This window comes from Crateriforma conspicua, assembly GCF_007752935.1.
Taxonomy (GTDB): Bacteria; Planctomycetota; Planctomycetia; order Pirellulales; family Pirellulaceae; genus Crateriforma; species Crateriforma conspicua.
This window is the reverse complement of the sequence record NZ_CP036319.1, coordinates 1113113-1131191: the sequence shown is the minus strand read 5'-3', so window position 1 is coordinate 1131191 and position 18079 is coordinate 1113113. Positions and strand designations below refer to the sequence as shown.

The following is an 18079-nucleotide window of genomic DNA, read 5'->3' as shown; positions in this document are numbered from 1 at the left end:
TCTTCTTCTTTTCAGTTTGCCCGCCATGAAACGCCAAAGCCGCGAAGCCACCCTGTCCAGTATGAATTCTTTTCAGCTGGATCCACTGTCACGCCGCAATTTCCTGAAATGGTCGGGCGGTTGCGCGTCACTTTCATCGACGGCAATTCTGTCCCAGATCCTGAATTTGCAACTGACGCAATCGGTCGCGGCGGATACCACCGGTGGGTCGGATTACAAAGCATTGGTGTGTGTGTTTTTGCTGGGCGGTGTCGACAGCTACAACATGATCACGCCGCACGTGCAAAGCGAATACGATGCGTACGCCGGTATCCGCACCAACCTGGCGCTGCCGCGCGAAGACCTGCTTTCGATCCCCACGGACTCGTCATCACCCGGCGGACGCACACTGGGCATTCACCCCGGAATGCCGGAAATCCAGACGCTGTACAACGAAGGCAATGCGGCCGTGGTCGCCAACGTCGGCAGCTTGGTGTTCCCCACCGACAAGTCCAACTACTCGACCGTCAAATTGCCGTTGGGTTTGTTTTCACACAGCGACCTGATCAAGCATTGGCAAACGTCCGTTCCCCAATCTCGTTCACAAGTCACCGGATGGGGTGGACGCATGGCGGACATTTTGAACGCCACCACCAATGACAATCCCAACATCGCGATGAACATCGCGTTGGGTTCACTGAACGTGTTTCAAACCGGCGGGCAAATCGTTCCCTACGTGGTCAACACCAGTGGTGCCACACCGTTGTACGGGTATGGGAACAACAACGCACGCGACCGCGTTTACCGGCGTGTCATCGATCACATGTATCCGTCCACCGCCGACAGTGAATTGGGGCAAATCTACAGCGATCTGCTGCAGCAAACTTTGGCAAAAACCAAGCGTGTCAGCATCGACGCCGCCGATGCATTCAATTCGGCCACCGACGTTACCTTGAACACGACCTTTCCCGCCGAAAATCGCCTTGCCGAGAACCTGGAGATGGTGGCCAAAACCATCGCCGGCCGCCAGACGCTGGGACAAGGACGGCAGATCTTTTTCGTGTCCGCCGGTGGCTGGGATCACCACGACGAAGTGATCGACAATCAAGCCGCCATGCTGCCGCAAGTCAGCCAAGCATTGCACGCGTTCTATCGCGCAACCGAAGAATTGGGGGTCGCCGATTGCGTGACCACTTTCACCGCATCCGACTTTGCCCGGACACTGTCCTCCAACGGCAACGGCAGCGATCACGCGTGGGGCGGCAACCATTTCGTGATCGGGGGTGCGGTCCGGGGCGGCAACACCTACGGTGACTATCCCGAATCGCTGGCACTGAACAATGACTTGGATGTCGGTCGCGGGCGTTTGATTCCAACGACATCGGTGGATGAGTACAACGCCGAACTGGCAATGTGGTTCGGCATTCCCAACAACCAAACGCTGCAAGACGTTCTGCCCAACATCCGGAATTTCTACGCCAGCGGCGGATCATCGGCACCGATCGGGTTCTTGGCTTGACGAGCTTGGCTTGGCGGCTGCGGAAAACCACACGTTGACGCCGCAAGTCCCGACTTGGTAGTGGACATCCATACGTTGACATCCCTACCTTCGATCGCGGCGTCCGTTTGTGACCTTTCCAGCCACAACCCACCGACACGTCGCTGACGGTTTGCGCGGGGCGCACCGGGGAAAGCCGTCGCTGGTTTTCGTGGCCGCGACGATCCTGTTTTGGATCGGTGCCTGGGGTTCGAGATTGCAGAGCCAGGAACAGGAACTACCGCGGCCCGTGGTCGTGGACACCCCCGGCCCCGATGTTGAATTGAACCTGGACGGTACCGTCCCGCTTGACGCGTTGATCGGGTACATCGCCGGTCGTCTGAATTTGCGTATCGAATACGACGATGCCATCGCGGCCCGAAAGGTGACGGTGCGATCTCCCGGCACCCTACCGGTCAGTTCACTGCCGATTCTGTTGGGCAATGTGTTGCGGACCGAACAATTGGTCCTGATCGAAGACCCCAGAACCGGATGGAAGCGGATCATTCCCGCCGACCAAATGACGTCGGTTTCTCAAGTTCAACCGGGGATCCGTGGGCCAGCCACTTCGATCGCCGATCCCGTCACGATCAATCCGCCTTTGCAGTCGGCCCCGGCCGATGCATCACCGCGGGTCGTGTCGCCAACCAATCCGGCCACTCCGATCACCCAGGTGTTCGTGCTTGAAAACTTGAGCGCCGAATCGGTCACTCAAGTTCTGCAACCCTTTCTCAGCGGCACATCAGCCAACCTTTCGGCCGTTCCCGGTTCGAACACTCTGATCGTGACCGACTATGCCGCGGCCATCGAAACCTTGACGGATTTGATCACCCTGATCGACAAGCCGGCGGGTTCGGCCGGATTCCTGTTGTACGAAGCCAAACATCAATCATCGGATCGATTGAGCGAACAGGTCATTGGATTGCTGAAGACGTCCGGCGACAACGACATTGATACGCGACAGATCCAAATCATCCCACAGCCGCTGGGCAATCGCATCATCGTCGCGGGCTCCACCGCAGTGGTTCAAAAGGCCGAATCGCTGTTGAAGCGTCTGGACGTCGCCTTGGGAGTGACAACGTCGGTCTATCGAATCCGCAATACCTCGGCGCAGCGAATCGACAAACTGATTGGCGGCTTCATCGAACCGCCCAACGATAGCGAATCGGCCTATCAATCAACGGTGGATGAAGAAGGCAATCTGCTGATCGTTCGTGCCAGCAGTGATGTCCATCGCCAAATTGCCGATTTGATCGAACAGTTGGACCAAGCTGTCGAAAGCGATGGCAGCCCGATTCAATTCTACAAGCTGAAAAACGCAAGCGCGATCGACGTCCTTTACTCACTGCTGGCGTTGCAGGAGGCGGTCGGCGCAGGCCCCTATGCAACCGCTTCCGGCTTTGGGCCGTTTGGCGGAATCGCGCCGACCGCGTTTAACGCGGTGACGCCAATGGGATTGGCCGGACCGAATTTGGTTTCGCCCCTGGCGACTGCGACGGGACAAACCGTCCCAATGACTTCACTGCCGCTGCCGCCGGCCAGTGGATCTCGGTTCGACCAAGACTCCCCCACCACCAACAATCCGTTGGCACAACCGACCCTTGCCGCCGGTCCGCAGGCCAACGGCATGGCACGTGGATTCGCGTCAGGCGTCGAAACCGCTGGTGGCTATCTGGCCGGTGGCGGCGTGGCCACGCTGCCGGGCGGAGCCAGAGTATCGGCCGATGTATCGACCAACAGTCTGATCGTCTTCGCGCCCGCCGGCGTCCAGCCGATGTATGCCAAGCTGATCGAATCGTTGGACCAACGACGTCCCCAGGTTTTGATCGAAGCGAAAGTCATCGCCGTCAGCACGTCGGATGATTACACCTTGGGGGTGGAAGTGTCCGTCGGTGACCGCGAAGGCATCAAGCGTTTGTTCAAGTTCAGTTCTTTTGGCCTAAGTGAAGTCAATCCGGACACAGGAGCCCTGCGCATCATTCCGGGGCTGGGATTCAATGGAACGTTGATCGACCCCGAAGTCGCCGATGTCGTTGTGCGTGCACTCGCTCAGCACGAACGATCACGCGTCTTGGCGGCACCCAAGATCCTGGTCAATGACAACAGCACCGGTACACTGGAAAGCGTGGTCAGCGTTCCCTTTGCCAGTGTCAACGCATCGGACACGGTTGCGACGACCAGCTTGGGAGGCGACCAGACGGCCGGGACGATCATCACCGTCACACCGCACATCAACGAAGACGATCATTTGCAGCTCGAATTCGATGTCGAATTCAGCACCTTTTCCGGACAGGGTGCCGACGGGCTTCCCCCGCCACGCCAGATTGATCGCGTCGGAAGTATCGTCACCATCCCCAGCGGCAAAACCGTGGTGGTGGGGGGCCTGAAACGAACCAGCGAAGCCCACAACTTTGCCGGAATCCCATGGGCTGAAAAGATTCCCGTTATCCGGGAATTGACCAGTCGCACCGACGACGGATATTCGACCACATCCTTCTTTCTGTTCATTCGCCCCATCGTGTTGCGAGATTCGCGGTTTGCGGACCTGAAGTATCTGTCGCAAAATGAACTAAGCGAACAGTGTTTGCCCGGTGACTATCCGTCCAGCCGGCCTGAACTGATCCCATAAACGGCGGACTCTATCCATCGCTTCCGGCCGCAATGACCCAACGATTCATGAACCGGTGCTTCTGTCGGTGTTGCCTTTCGACCAACTGAGCTTCGAAGATTCGCTCGATCGTTTCGACGGCGACCCCGTATTCTTGGATCGCATTCCGATCCAACACGCCCGACGGCACAAGATCATTGGTGTTCGCCCCACAGCGTCGGGTTCGGCAGAAACATCAGCCGGGTTGCTATTGGCGATCGGCGACCAACGATCCTTGCCGCAGTGCGATATCGTGGCTCGGCGTCTGCGAACTGCGGTGCAACCGATTCGTTGTGACGCTGATGTCGTCGCGGCCAAGATCGATCAAGCCTACGCGCAACGCGATCGCGACGCTCGACACTTGCTGCATTCCATCGATACCCAGCGTGTCGGCGAACCGACCATCGGTACCAGCATCCGCCCCGAAGACTTGTTGGACAGCGACCGTCGGCCTCCGGTCATCCAGTTGGTCAACCAATTACTGTTCGATGCCGTCGTCGCGGGTGCTTCGGATCTGCACATCCAGCCTCGGGATGACCGCCTACAAATCCGACAACGCATCGATGGCGTGATGTTTGATGTAGTGGAAGTGCCAAAATCAATTCAGGAAGAAGTGATCAGCCGGATCAAAGTCCTGGGTCGAATGAACATCGCGGAAAAACGACTGCCGCAAGATGGACGCGCAACGGTGACCCTTGGCGATCGCAATGTCGACTTGCGAATCGCGTCACTACCGACCAGCCACAGCGAACGCATCGTCATTCGACTGCTGGACAAAAGCGTGCGTCGTTACACGCTGGATGAACTTGGCATGCCACCGGCCATGCTGCAGCAATGGCAACAACTTATCTCCGTGGATCATGGATTAATCCTGGTGACCGGACCAACGGGAAGCGGCAAAAGCACGACCCTGTATGGTGCGCTTCAAACGCTGAATTCATCGGAAACCAACATTCTGACGCTCGAAGATCCGATCGAGTATCAACTTCCCGGGATCAGCCAAACACAGATTAATGAAAAGAAAGGGATGACGTTCGCCTCGGGGCTGCGAAGTCTGCTGCGTCAGGATCCCGACGTGATCATGGTAGGAGAAATTCGCGACCAGGAAACTGCGACCATGGCTATCCAGGCATCGCTGACCGGCCATTTGGTTTTCAGCACGCTGCACACCAACGATGCAGCCAGCGCAATCACCCGAATGCTGGACCTTGGCGTCCAGCCTTACTTGTTGGCCAGTTCCCTTGTCGGATCTCTGGCACAACGTTTGGTTCGCACATTGTGCCCACATTGTAAAACAACTGCTGGCCGGACGATGCCCGGTGGTGAACCAGAACCGGTCAGCGCAAACGGCTGTTCCCAATGTCGCCAGACCGGATACAGTGGTCGAATCGGCATTTTCGAACTGTTGGTCGTCGATGAAATCATTCGACGACATATCCAAGACCGCAGCGGCGCCCGCACGATCCGCGATTCCGCACAGGCGGCAGGAATGCAACTGCTTAGCGATGACGGACAACACAAAATCGCTCAAGGCTTGACCACGGCCCAGGAAGTTGCCCGCGTGACGGTCGTCAATCAACCGAATGCCGACGGGAATGTGGTGACGTAATGCCCGTGTTCGGTTATCAAGGCACGGGGACCGACGGCAAACGACTGCGTGGCAGCATCCACGCGGAATCGGCGCGGGCCGGACGTGATTCACTGCGACAACAAGGCGTCACCGTCACAGCGATCCGGCCAATTGACGAATCCGCCCAGCGGTCCTGGTTGCAGTACGTCCGGCAACATCGTGCTCGTACCCAGTGGGCGGTGGCCGCCCACGAACTTTCCATGCTGTTGCGTACCGGCATGGGCATCGACGAAGCGGTTGACACCTTGGCCGACCAGTATCGTGGTGGCCTTCGGATCGCTCTTCGCCGGATACACGATGACGTGACGGCCGGCCGTTCCTTGGCCGAATCGATGGCCATGCAACCCCATGTCTTTGACGCCGCATCCGTGCGTCTTGCCGAGGTGGGCGAAAATGCCGGGAACTTGGACGCCGTGCTTGACGAACTTGCGCAGCTGAAGCAACGCATGGCCGAATTCGGTGACAAGGTTGCGACCGCTTTGATGTACCCGATGTTTTTGTTGACCTTCGGGGTCGCGGCGATGATTTTCTTGATGACCTGGGTGCTGCCACCACTTCTTGAAAACTTGCAAGAAACGCTGACGCAGATTCCTTGGCCCACTCGAATCGCTCAATCCATCAGCACGTTTTTGGTGAACAATGGCCTTATGCTGTTGGTCGCATCAGGTGCGTTGTTGGTGATCGGCGTTTGGATACTATCGACCGAACGGGGCAAAACCTGGATAGATCGCCAGGTTTTGAAATTGCCGGTGATCGGTCCGATTCTGATCAAACAAAACGTCGCAAGGATCGCTATGGTGTTGGGAATGCTGCTGCGCAGCGGCATTCCGCTGCGTGAAAGCATGCAACTGGCTGCACGATCCACCCGCAACACATCGCTACGCCGAACACTAGCCAAATGCGTCGACGACTTGTCGGCCGGTGGAGACGTTGCCGCAGCCCTTCAAGATCAAGGCTTGTTTCCTCCTTTGGCCATCCGCGTCTTCGCGGTCGGCCAGGAAAGCGGTGAACTGGACCAGATGCTGATCCGTTTAGCGGACGACTATAATCAACAGGTTCAACGCGCCACGTCTCGTCTGACCACTATGCTGGAACCCACCCTCATTTTGTTCATGGCTGTTCTGGTCGGCTTTCTTTTGGTCGCCACGATGCTACCCATCTTGCAGGCTGGCCAGGTCACCTGAAATCCATACTTCGCCATCGGTCACACGAGCACGCACACACGTCAAAACTGAACTGACTTTCCTTTTCTGAAACCTGAATCGCATCACCTGTCATGTCGTCACTTCACCACCATCGCTTACGCACAAAGACCGGTTTTTCCTTGGTCGAATTGATCGTTGTGATGGTCATCATCGGATTGCTTAGCAGTTTGGTCGCAATCCAAACCCGCAGCTATTTGATTGCCAGCAAGCAGAACGCTGCGAAAGCGGAAATCGCCACCATCGTGAGCGCACTGGAGACGTATTACGCCGACCAGGGACGATATCCGACAAGCGAAGAGGGAATTGAGATTCTGTCGCAGGGAACCGACAGTTTCCCAGACGGTTTCTTGAAATCGGTACCCCAGGATCCATGGGGGCGCGATTACGAATACATCAGCCCGGCCGACGAATCCCCATTTGAAATCCTGTCATTGGGTGGTGACGGACGTGAAGGCGGCGACGGCGCCGACCAAGACATCAGCAGCGAAAACCTTAGCGTGTCTTGAATTGTCTCGAATGAAAATCTTGAAAGGCCGCCGCGGGTTCACCCTGATTGAATTGGTCGTCGTCCTGATCTTGGTAGGCTTGGTCGCCGGGATCGCGATTGGTTCAACTCGCGGGCTGATTCGCAAAGCCACCACCGAGCGATGGATCGAAAGTTTTCTGCTGCTCGAACAGGTTGAACGCCACGAAGCCGCGAAACAGAATCGTTCCGGCGGAATCGCCTTGCGTCCCAAGCGTGACCTGACGTTCATCGCAGCCGACCGACATCTTGCCATTCCGTCGGGCCTGCAGTTGAAGCGTTGGCAAGTTTTGGAAGCAGCGGAAATGCGTCCCAGCGACAACCGCGTGCAGTACTTTGCCAATGGCCAGAGCCGCACGCATCTGATGGAACTTCGGTGCGGTGATGTAACCGAATGGGTGCTGGTGATGGGGTTAAGCGGACAGGTTCGTCACCTGCGATCACAATCCCAATTGGAAGCCGTGCTTTCAACCTTGCGATTTGGCTACACCTCGGATGCGGTGACGACGGAGTGATTTCAAAAGTGACGTTTACGACAACAAGACCTCGCCGCCTTTTGCAAGGCTTCACGCTGATCGAGGTCGTCGTCGGGATCACATTGTTTTCCACCATCGTTGTGTCCGTGCTGTTGGCCATCAGCCGATTCCGTGTTGCCGCCACCGAGGTCCGAGACCGCAATGAAGCAATCAAGATCGCCGACCAACTCATGTCGCAATGGATCGACTTGCCGGCAGGCTTACCCGGTGTGGTCGCCGGCCCGATAGTGGGACACGACACAATGCGATACCAGACACGCCAATTGGATCGTCGCCCAATCTGTGGCGTCTGGTGCGACGTGATGCGTTTGGAGATTGTCCAATTCCGCACCAACGGAACCTACAAACCATTGGCATCGATCGAATACGTTCGCCGAGACAATCGCCGCACCGCACCGAGGCCGTACCAGCCATGAATCAGTCGAACGTTCGACCGCGGCGTCCCACTTTGGCGATGGGCAAGGTGCATCCCGGATTCACCTTGATGGAACTGATCGTGGCTGTGGTGTTATCAGTGATCGCATCGGCGTGCGTTTTGGTTGCCGGCCGCCAGATCATCACCGCTTCCAACGACATCCGCGACGACCTTCGAACATCGATCAATCCGCGGCTGATCGGCGATCAAATGCGGCGTGACTTTATCCACGCTGATCGCATCCAGTGGTGGAATGATGGTGTCCAGCTGTCTGGATTGATCCACCGCGACACGTCTATTGGAACGCCCACCGGCCGCTGGGCCACAGTCCGCTATCAAGTCATCCCCATTTCACAAGGACAAAGCAAGCGTACCAACGATCGCTTCAATCGATGGCTGTTAAGGCATCAATGGCAAACCGATCCGTTGACCGGTCGAATGGTGAACTATCAAGTCGAGCCGATTTCGGACGACATCGGCCGACTGGACGTGACACATGATTTGTGGCAAGACGACCTGCGATCCGATGTTATGCCGCCGGTGATTCGAATTCGCCTGACCGATTCACGGGGAATGGAACAGATCGCATTGGTGATACGACACCACGAGGGTCTTTAGTCCAATGCAGTCACATCCACGTCGCGATCGCCCCGCGGCCTTTGTCCTGTTGATCGTGCTGGTCGCGTTGATCACCAGCAGCGTCATACTGGTACAGACGGCCAATCAGACGGCAATGTTCCAACGCATGACCATTCGTTTGAACGAGGATGTCCAACAGTCCTGGGGGCAACAAAGCTTAGAAAAGGCCATCCTTCCCGCCTCCGCCGGGCTATTTGCCACGAACATCGCACGTGACGACGTCAACGCTGGACCCATGTTTGCTGACAAACCACAGCGTGCCATCGTCGCCGACCGAATCATTCTGGGCGGCCAAAGGTTTGATCTCTTGCTATCCAACGAGGACGCGAAAGCCAACCTGAACGCGGTTTACGATTTTGCCGGCGAACGTGCATGCCAACGCCTGGTCCAAGACATGGTTCAGCCGATGCAATACCGATGGCTGGCCTTGGCCCCCGAACGTCAAAGCCTGGCCGATCGCACTGCGAAGGATTCGCAGCGTGACGAGTCACGCATTAACGGACTTGGCGACAACAGTTCGGCCGTCCCCACCGTGGACATTGCCAACATGCCCCCGGCATTTCGTTCATGGGGGCAAGTCTTTGATCAGTCCCAGATCGTTCAACAGCAGGGCAGTCTACGTGTCTTGGCGGAACTGAGCCGAAACTTGACGATCTTCGGCAGCGGTCGACTGAACGTCTGGTCGGCGGATGAAGCAGCCATCGTTGCCGTCTGCCGCGATGTGGTGCAAGATGGATTGGCAAGACGTCTGGCGGAGCGGATTTCCGACACTTCCCTTCGCCAAGTTGAACTGGTGTTGAATCAAACCATTACAAATCAGCAGCACCGACAGACACTACGCCAACGGCTAGCCGACGCCAGCCAAGCGACTTCACTTTGGATCGAAGCCAGCGGGCCATCATGCCGTCGCCAATCACTGGCCATTCGCCGGATCGATGATGCGGGCATCTACCAAACGCGACGATTCGTCTATCCATAAACTTGTGATGCCGATTGGTTCTGCAACATGTCGACCACCGATGACCGGACAAAACGATGGCTGTGGATGGGAACCGCATTTTGGGTTGCGATTTCAATCATCGCAGTCGCGTGGTCGCGATCGGACGTCGAAGCGATGGCCAGTGGTACCCAACCGCGGCAACTGAATCAGGAAACACGACCGCGGATCCAGACGCCGCCGATCGACTTGGACCAATTCCAGTCGCTATGGGGTCGCCGGTTTCAAGGAAAACAGTACGAAGCGGCGACCGCACCAAAGCCACAGAAACCGACCTCGAAACGTCCTGCGACACCGCCCGCGGCAAAAATCGTACGGCCCGTACCTCGCATCTTGGGGCTGCGTCTGTTGGGCACTGCCGTCGAAAGCGAACACGATATTGCCATTTTCATGTCGGAACAGGAGGGGCTATTGTTCCTGCGCACCGGTGAGGCGATTCCATCCGTAACCCCGGCCATAGTCGTTCGTTCCATCGATTCGCGCAGGGTTCGAATGCAATCCCAAGACCAATGGATTGAAACCCCCGTTGGTTCATCGGTCCGGATCCCACCGAGACGATCACCGCTCGCAACCCCAACGTCGCCACCACAGCCTCTTCGCAACTCCGACGCCGCATCGGAGTTGCCTAACACCGCACCTGCATCACCACCGGTCGGCGATCCGATTCAAGCGGACAATATCGACGACCTGTCATTGGAAGACGAACTGGACTGGCTGAATGGTCAATAGTCGACGGTTGAAAACATCTTGGATGGCAAACAGATGATGCTTGTTCGATTCCTGGACCAGGCCGTTGAAGTGGTCACCCAAGAGGGTTCAACTCGTTGGTGCGCCGCGGAAGGAAACGAATTCGCGACAGCAATCCACGATGCGCCGTGGCCGGATGAATTGCGGAATCAAGACGGCCAAACGATTCGCCAATGGATTGCCCAGCGGACCGAGGGTCGATCTGAATCTGCTGCGGTGACGATCGGATCCATGGACTGTTACTTACTGTCGGCTGACATGCTAGCCACCGACGCAGGTTCATCCTATGAACAGCTGAAGTTTGCTTGTGAAGACGTCTTGCCGATCGACGCCGAACAGATCGAAGTCGCGCAAAGCACAACCGCAACACATCGAACGCTGGTCGCGATCGATACGTCACGGGCGGAACCGTTGGTGGATCTGTTGGAACAAAACGGAATCCCTGTCATGACCGTCACCCCCGATTCGATGCTGGTGTTGCAGCAGATCATCGCGTGTCGCCCCGTTCCCAAGTCGTGTCATCTGATCATGCCGTCGCCGTCATTTTCCGGCGGTCTGACAGGGGAATTGTTTACACTGAAATCAGGACGCCCGGTCCAGTGGCGACTACTGCCGTCCGGCGACCACCCATGGATTGAATCGCTCCCTGACACTCTAGCGGACGATGATTCTGCATTGCCCGTGGTCCAACTCCATGCACCGGAGGGTACAGCATCATTGCCGGCTATTCCCGGTGCGACTCAGTTGCAATTTGATGTATCGGGAGTCTTGAATGATGCGATGCTTCAAATACGGTCGCATCGCCCTTGGTTTGATTTACGCAGGGGAGTCCTGGCCCGACACGATCGGCTGCGCAATGTTCGTTTTCCATTGCGTTGTTTTGCTTTGTCGACACTCATTGCCTTGGCGTTGATCGCCGCCTCGGTTTGGTTCAAGACTTCGCAGCTTCAACAGCAATCGGACGTCGCCTATCAAGCGATGCGACAGGAGTTCAAGCGGACCTTTCCCGGGCAAAGAGTTCCAGAGGCCATTGTCAAGCGAATGCGTAGCGAACAGCGTCGTGCTCTCGGCCAGAGGGCAGACGTGTCGCAGGTGGAAATTCCGACAAGCGCCATGCCAATCCTTTTGCGTCTGTTGGAATCGATGCCCGATGGTGTTTCCTTTGCCATTGAATCGCTCCGCATCCGTGAATCTGAATTCGTCGCCGACTTGCGATTGGACGACTATGCCGATGCCACCGCGATTGCCGACGCTTGGGTGAGCGAGGGTTTTCGAATCCAGCCACCATCCAGCGCACGGATCACGCGGCAACAAGTCCGGACTCGGTTCGAAGGAAACTTTGCGCCATGAGTCAGACAAAGGAACCCGCGCACAACGTCCAGACGTTTTTTTGGGTCATGGTCTGTGGACTGACATCCATTGCGATCGTCTTGGGCGTTGCCCGGTACCGAAGCACCAAGGCGCAACTGACGCAGTTACGAAGTGATGCAGCCGACGTTTCCAAATGGGCGAGCGACATTCGAGCTGCCGCGCGGCGTCCCAAGGTTGCGGCGTTGCAAGCGGAATCTCCCAGCCATCTGGCCGTGCGAATTGAAGCCGCGCTGGAACAGTCATCCACGGCTCCAACCCAACTGATGTCCGTCGAACCGCAGGCTCCCAGTCGTGTGCCGCGATCGGACTACACGACTCGAACCACGCTGATTGAACTGCGTGGTGTGACGTTGCGGCAGCTGGCCGTCTTCGCGCGGGCTTTGCCCGATCCGGAGCAGGGAATGGCGGTACCCCAGCTGAACCTGACCCCCGCGACCGCAAACCAGAGAAACCAGGAGGTCTGGGACGCCCAGCTGACCTTGACCCAATTGATCTTTTCTCCCATAAGCGACTCGTGATGTTGTCCACCCATTCCGGGTGCTTCCGCGAGACCGATAGACTGGACCGATTCGTCCACCGATGTGCTGGTACACCGCCACCAACGAAGATCGATGGATTGGCGTGAATGACGTCCGTGGCGATCATGGTGACGACGTCCCGGTGGCGGCGAGTCATCGACATCAAGTCGGCACGCTTGAGGCAGCATCTCGTTGGATTCCCCGGTGGTTTCTGTGGGTGATCGTGGCGCTGGCCTGTGGCGGATGTAGTTGGCTGAGACCAGAAAACTCGTTTGATGTCGTGTCGGCCGACGCGTCACCGGTAACCAATGCCAAGGCACATGCAGCGTTCAAATCGGGCGTGAAACACTACCGCCATGGCAAATTGGATTTGGCCGAGCGGGACTTCATCCATGCGGTGGAATTGGACCCGACCCACGGCAGGGCGCACAACAATTTGGGGCTGGTCTACTTTGAAAAACACCGATTGGCCAAGGCTGCGTCCGCTTTTGACACGGCGGTGATGTTGCGTCCGGAAGATCCCACCCCGCTGAACAACCTGGGCATGGCGTTGGAGGCCGGCGGACGCGCAGGGGAAGCCGTCGAGTTCTACGCGGCAGCGGCCCAGTTGTCGCCGGACGAGCCGAAGTACCTGGGCAATCTGGTCCGCAGCAAGGTTCGGATGGGTGACCGCGGTGAACTGGTTCACGCCCAACTGCAACAACTGGCCATGATCGAATACCGCCCCGATTGGCTTCGGTGGGTCCATGATCAACTGGCCTTGGACTTCAATCCGTTGCTGGATCGCGGAAACCCAAACGATTCCGATGGCTGGAAATCGTTGTCGGCTTCGAAAGAGGGCCCGCGCGATGAGCAGGACGATGGATCGGTCGTGTTGACACCTCAAGAGGTCGAATGGTTGCCAGCGGAGGTTCTGTCGGAACCGGTGGTCGTCGAGCCGCCCACAGCACCGCTGTCCGCCCCCGCCGTTCCGTAGCCGCGACCGGCGGCATCAGTCGATGATCCGGATGCTTGCCAAACTCTGCCCACCCGGTCCCAAACGGCGAACCCACCCGCCAGCAGGGCAGACGAAAACTCATGGCAGCCTCAAGGGTTTGGACTAAATTGAAGGGTCGTCTTCAGTTCACCTGTCGACGACGTCCTTTCCCCACAGCTTCTCCTCTTCTTGATTCTCATGCGAATTCAAACCTTGCTGCGCGCTGCCCTAGGCCTGCTTGTTGTATCGCTGATGTTTTGCCACACAGCAGGCGCTGTACCCACCCGTTTTTTGGATGAAGGTGCGTTCAATACTGAAGTATCTGGATCCACCGTCAGTGTCGTTGATTTTGATTCCGTGCTGGCCGACGAAACGATCAGCGATGGTGAAATATTCGACGGCCTTCAGTTCACCTATCAGATGGGGCTCGCAGCCGATGAACTGCGTGTTGTCTACGGCCCCACCAGCCAGTTTGGATACGACCCGGTAACTGCACCTGGCTACCTGGGTAACGATACCGAAGAATTGATCGGCGAAGGAGTCAGCTTCACCATATCGCGTCCAGGCGGTTTTTCGGCATTCAGCCTACAATTCCTTTCACCGGAGATGCTTTTGTTCCCGAACGACGTGCAAGTCCGTGCGAATGGCGAAACTTTTGATTTCACCGATGGTGCATTTTCAAACGAACAGGTGAATCCAACAGGATCGGGAACTGGATTTAAGTATTTTTTCGGAGTGACAGACTCCGATACGGTATTCGACTCGATTGAAATCCTGACGCCCGATGCACCTGGTGCCTCCGGATACTTTGGAATTGATTCCATTCGCTACGTTTCAGCCAGTGCGGTTCCAGAACCCGGGTCGATCGCACTGTTGGGTGGATTGGCAAGCGTCGGTGCATGGCGAGCACGCCGGCGTCGTCGTCGATCCTAAGCTTTAGCGTTCGGGAAGACGTGACGATGATGGACAATCGTCACGGTTGGCTGATCGGGGCTTCGTTGCCTTGGGCTTTGTTGACTTTGGCTTCGTTGATTTGGGCCCCATTGATTGCGTAGAACTGACGTGGGCCCGGGATGGATCGAAATTCGGTGTCGGCGACGGTCAGGTTGACGTCGCGACTGGCATAGATCGCCACGGTCCCACAGCGATCGAAAACGCTGTCGCGGATCGCCAATTCGATGGCATGTTCGGCATCGGGTTGGAACATCATTCCGTGGTCGCAATCGCTGATTTCCATCCGCACCGCTTTGTCCACCGCAGCGGATTGCAATGCTTGAACGCCCACGCCGGAATTGGTGACGGTCAATCCGTCCAACTCCGCACGCCCACCGGTCAGGGTCAGACCCGCCGCAATGCAATTGGTCAATCGACTGTCCAGGATTTTGCAGGACTCGCAAGCTTCAATCCAAATCCCGGTGTCACGCCCCGCATCGACTTTGACATTGCGTAGTTCGATTTGCCCCGCGTCTTTGGCGATTCGAATCCCGGCCAGTTGGCTCTCTCGGATCTGGACATTGTCCATCCCTACGTCGCCCGCCTGAATCAATACCGCGGTCCCGCCGCCTTCGATCTGGCAGTCGCCGGTGACTTTCAGCTGACCGCCGGACATGTCGATTGCCGTGTCGCACCGCGTGAACACGTCCCCGGTGATTTGAACGACCGGTGGCAGCATCGTGACGTCGGCGTCTGGGTCCCCGATCAGCGAATCGCGATCATGCCGGACCATCCACACACCGCGGGAACAGTCTTCAAAAGAATTGCCCGACATCGCCAAGCGTCCTCCGGCGGTGACATTCACCGCAAACTGACGTGCCGCATTGAACTGGCAACCGTCCAGGCGAACCGGGCGATCGGTCGGCTCTTGGACCTGGATACCGATGTCTCCGGCGAACTGAGCCCCACTGATCACAGCGGGACTGGCGACCAACTGGACACCGCTAGCGGTGAAAGCACAATCGCTGATCTGAACCGAGGACGCGTCTTTTGCACTGACGGAAAAACCGGGTGACGACCCGAAGCGACACAACAGCAACGCCAGCGACGCGGCCGGATGAACTTTGACAGCGTTGTAATTGTCATCGTCCCCAAAGCTGGCCTTGCTGATATCGCAGTCCTTCAGGCCGAGGGTCCCCTGCAGCACTTCGATCGTGTTGAAGCGTGATGGTGATGGAATGCCCGACGCGTCTTCGTACAAGTCCCTGGCTGCGATTTCCAATCCGGTCAACGTCACCGTTGCCTGACCATCAACGGTCACCGGCGATGCGCCGTCGCCGATGACGACCGGTCGGCTTTGCGCATCGGGTGCCGCTTCCAATCGAATCGAACGTTGCAAGCGTAGCGATTCGCGATAATAGCCGGCGGCAATCTGAATCGTTTCACCGTCCGCAGCGGCATCAATCGCTTCTTGAATCCGTCGGTGGTTGGCCGGACCGTCGACGGCCACGCGTCGAGGCCCAGCATCCGCATCATGGGGAACCAACAGTGAATCCATCGGTGAATTTGACGCATCCTCCGGCGCAGTCTCGGGATCCCCGATTTCCAATTCCATACGATCACCGGCAAAGCCGCCGGCAACCGCCGTGGACGGTCCGGCATCGGGAACCAGCGTCGATGGATCCGGCGACCGAAGCAGCGCCAAAATCGGCTGATGAAAGATCGCGGCGATAATCAGCGACGCAATCCCCACCGACATTGCGGCGAATCCGGTCAGCTTTCGTTTCCGATCCGGGAGACCGTCCAACGTCCCGCCGACCAAGGTGCGTTGATCGGTCATGACGCCGCGCTGCGACACCAGACTGTCACGCAACGTGGAAAGCCCCGTGCGAGCCGAGGGAGACCCACGATCAAACGGCGTCACGGTGGCACGAACCGAATCCAAGCCCAAGGGCCGTTCAAAATCCTCGGGCTTGGCATGTTGCCGGATCAAATCAAGAAGGCCATTGGACAATTCATCGACCGAAGCAAACCGCTGCGACGGTTCCTTGGCGCAGCACCGCCGAAACAGTGCGTCCATGTCCTCGGTCAATCGATCAGGATCCCGTTGGTGCAGCGGTTTGGGATCGCGCTGGCAAATTTGTTCCGCCAACTGATCACGTGTTCGGCCCGCAAATGGCAGCCCGCCAGACAGCAACTCGTAATAGATCACGCCCAATGCCCAGATGTCGGAACGTGCATCCATAAAATCCACGCGGCCGCGGATCTGTTCGGGCGACATATAGGGCGGCGTCCCGGCCAGTTCGCGGCGTCGCCCCACCTGTTCCTGTTCACTGATCGCCAATCCAAAATCAACGATCCAGGGAACCCCATTCACGTCCAACAAGATGTTGTCGGGTTTCAGATCCCGGTGAAGCATGTCTTGGCGATGCGCCGTCATCAGCCCCAAGCCCAAGTGATACATCAAGATCATCACTTGCCCGGGCGACGGTCGGTCATGCCGCCGCACCCAGTCGCCCAAGGTGCAACCGTCAATGTACTTTTGGACGATGTACACCGCACCGAACTCAGTCCGGTCCACATGCAACACCGGCACGATATGATCGCCTTCGACCTTGGCCACATTCGACGCTTCGACCAACAATCGCTTTTGATAGGCGACGTCTTCCACCAACGAAAGCTTGATGGCGACCTTGCGGTCCAGCGCCTCATCACGCGCTAAATAAACAACGCCGAACGCGCCGCGTCCGAGTTCGCGAACGACATGAAATTTGCCGATGGATTTGGGAAGCGTCCGATGGGCCGCGTTTGAACTGTCAAATCCATCGGCCATCGATGCGGTGAATTCCGCCGGAATATCGATCGTCGGTGCCGTGCCGGAAGATCCGCGATCGGTATCGCCGATAGGAAGATCGGCTTCGGACAATTCGGTCGCCCATAATCCATCCTCGGACGAATCGTTCGACTCTTGGTCCGGTGGCGGTGCGATCGTGGGCAGATCGTCGGGCGATGACGTTTCGTCAGTGGCAGCGTCGGACTGTTTCGAGATCCCCGATTCAGGCAATGAATCGGAATCCAGCATGGAGTCCGACGTCTGAGCGTCGATCGTGTCCAACGACGCCGCGTCCTCGGAATCATGAGCGTCCGGGGAATCGAACTGCCCCGATCCTTTGGAATCCACGGGACGCCCGACAACCGATTCATCGGACGATGCGGATTCCGACCGACGGTCGCTGTTGTCGTCTCGATCGTTGTTGGACACGGCCTGGAGGACTGCCTGAGAGTGCAAAAGGATTCACTCGTTCAAGCATATCAGCTGCCCCCAAAAACTGGGATTCAAAAGTCCATTCTTTTGCGGCAGCCGGCCCCCACCAGATGCTGCCGGCGGCGTGACCGCACGCCGGACAGAGCGGGAGAAACGCCGTG

At 57.5% G+C, this 18079-nt stretch carries 15 protein-coding genes; 14 read left to right on the top strand and 1 reads right to left on the bottom strand.

Features of this window, described 5'->3' with window-relative positions; all coding sequences use genetic code 11:
* The first annotated feature begins 25 nt into the window (after positions 1-25).
* The 14 genes from Mal65_RS04110 (at position 26) to Mal65_RS04050 (ending at position 14653) form a co-directional block, all read left to right on the top strand.
* Positions 26-1498 carry a DUF1501 domain-containing protein gene (locus Mal65_RS04110; RefSeq protein ID WP_145293899.1) on the top strand — a complete coding sequence of 491 codons (1473 nt, stop codon included), beginning with the start codon at positions 26-28 and terminating at the stop codon, positions 1496-1498.
* A gap of 190 nt (positions 1499-1688) precedes the next feature.
* Complete coding sequence (locus tag Mal65_RS04105; protein WP_145293897.1) at positions 1689-4145, top strand: secretin N-terminal domain-containing protein; 2457 nt, start codon at positions 1689-1691, stop codon at positions 4143-4145.
* Positions 4146-4200: 55 nt separating this feature from the next.
* Positions 4201-5772 carry a GspE/PulE family protein gene (locus Mal65_RS04100; protein WP_231131276.1) on the top strand — a complete coding sequence of 524 codons (1572 nt, stop codon included), beginning with the start codon at positions 4201-4203 and terminating at the stop codon, positions 5770-5772.
* On the top strand, positions 5772-6977 hold the full coding sequence (locus Mal65_RS04095) for a type II secretion system F family protein (protein WP_145293893.1): 1206 nt from the start codon (positions 5772-5774) through the stop codon (positions 6975-6977). The genes Mal65_RS04100 and Mal65_RS04095 overlap by 1 nt, the downstream gene beginning before the upstream one ends.
* A gap of 92 nt (positions 6978-7069) precedes the next feature.
* A complete protein-coding gene (gspG, locus tag Mal65_RS04090; protein ID WP_145293892.1) occupies positions 7070-7504 on the top strand; it encodes a type II secretion system major pseudopilin GspG in 435 nt (144 codons plus the stop codon).
* A gap of 10 nt (positions 7505-7514) precedes the next feature.
* On the top strand, positions 7515-8036 hold the full coding sequence (locus Mal65_RS04085; RefSeq protein WP_145293890.1) for a prepilin-type N-terminal cleavage/methylation domain-containing protein: 522 nt from the start codon (positions 7515-7517) through the stop codon (positions 8034-8036).
* A gap of 8 nt (positions 8037-8044) precedes the next feature.
* Positions 8045-8473, top strand: coding sequence for a type IV pilus modification PilV family protein (locus Mal65_RS26330; RefSeq protein ID WP_165701051.1), 429 nt, complete (start codon positions 8045-8047; stop codon positions 8471-8473).
* Positions 8470-9090: a pilus assembly FimT family protein gene (locus Mal65_RS04080; RefSeq protein WP_165701050.1), complete on the top strand. Its 621-nt coding sequence runs from the start codon at positions 8470-8472 to the stop codon at positions 9088-9090. Before Mal65_RS26330 ends, Mal65_RS04080 begins: the two co-directional genes overlap by 4 nt.
* 4 nt (positions 9091-9094) lie before the next feature.
* Complete coding sequence (locus Mal65_RS04075; protein WP_145293888.1) at positions 9095-10090, top strand: hypothetical protein; 996 nt, start codon at positions 9095-9097, stop codon at positions 10088-10090.
* A 27-nt stretch (positions 10091-10117) separates the two neighbouring features.
* A complete protein-coding gene (locus tag Mal65_RS04070) occupies positions 10118-10837 on the top strand; it encodes a hypothetical protein (protein WP_145293887.1) in 720 nt (239 codons plus the stop codon).
* Positions 10838-10870: 33 nt separating this feature from the next.
* Positions 10871-12205, top strand: coding sequence for a type II secretion system protein GspL (gene gspL / locus Mal65_RS04065; protein WP_145293886.1), 1335 nt, complete (start codon positions 10871-10873; stop codon positions 12203-12205).
* Complete coding sequence (locus Mal65_RS04060; RefSeq protein WP_145293885.1) at positions 12202-12744, top strand: ubiquitin family protein; 543 nt, start codon at positions 12202-12204, stop codon at positions 12742-12744. Before gspL ends, Mal65_RS04060 begins: the two co-directional genes overlap by 4 nt.
* A gap of 103 nt (positions 12745-12847) precedes the next feature.
* A complete protein-coding gene (locus Mal65_RS04055; protein WP_165701049.1) occupies positions 12848-13720 on the top strand; it encodes a tetratricopeptide repeat protein in 873 nt (290 codons plus the stop codon).
* Positions 13721-13918: 198 nt separating this feature from the next.
* Positions 13919-14653, top strand: coding sequence for a PEP-CTERM sorting domain-containing protein (locus Mal65_RS04050; RefSeq protein ID WP_145293883.1), 735 nt, complete (start codon positions 13919-13921; stop codon positions 14651-14653).
* 40 nt (positions 14654-14693) lie between these two features.
* Here Mal65_RS04050 and Mal65_RS04045 read toward each other — a convergent pair whose 3' ends face one another.
* On the bottom strand, positions 14694-17915 hold the full coding sequence (locus tag Mal65_RS04045) for a serine/threonine-protein kinase (protein WP_145293880.1): 3222 nt from the start codon (positions 17913-17915) through the stop codon (positions 14694-14696).
* Between the last annotated feature and the right edge of the window lie 164 nt (positions 17916-18079).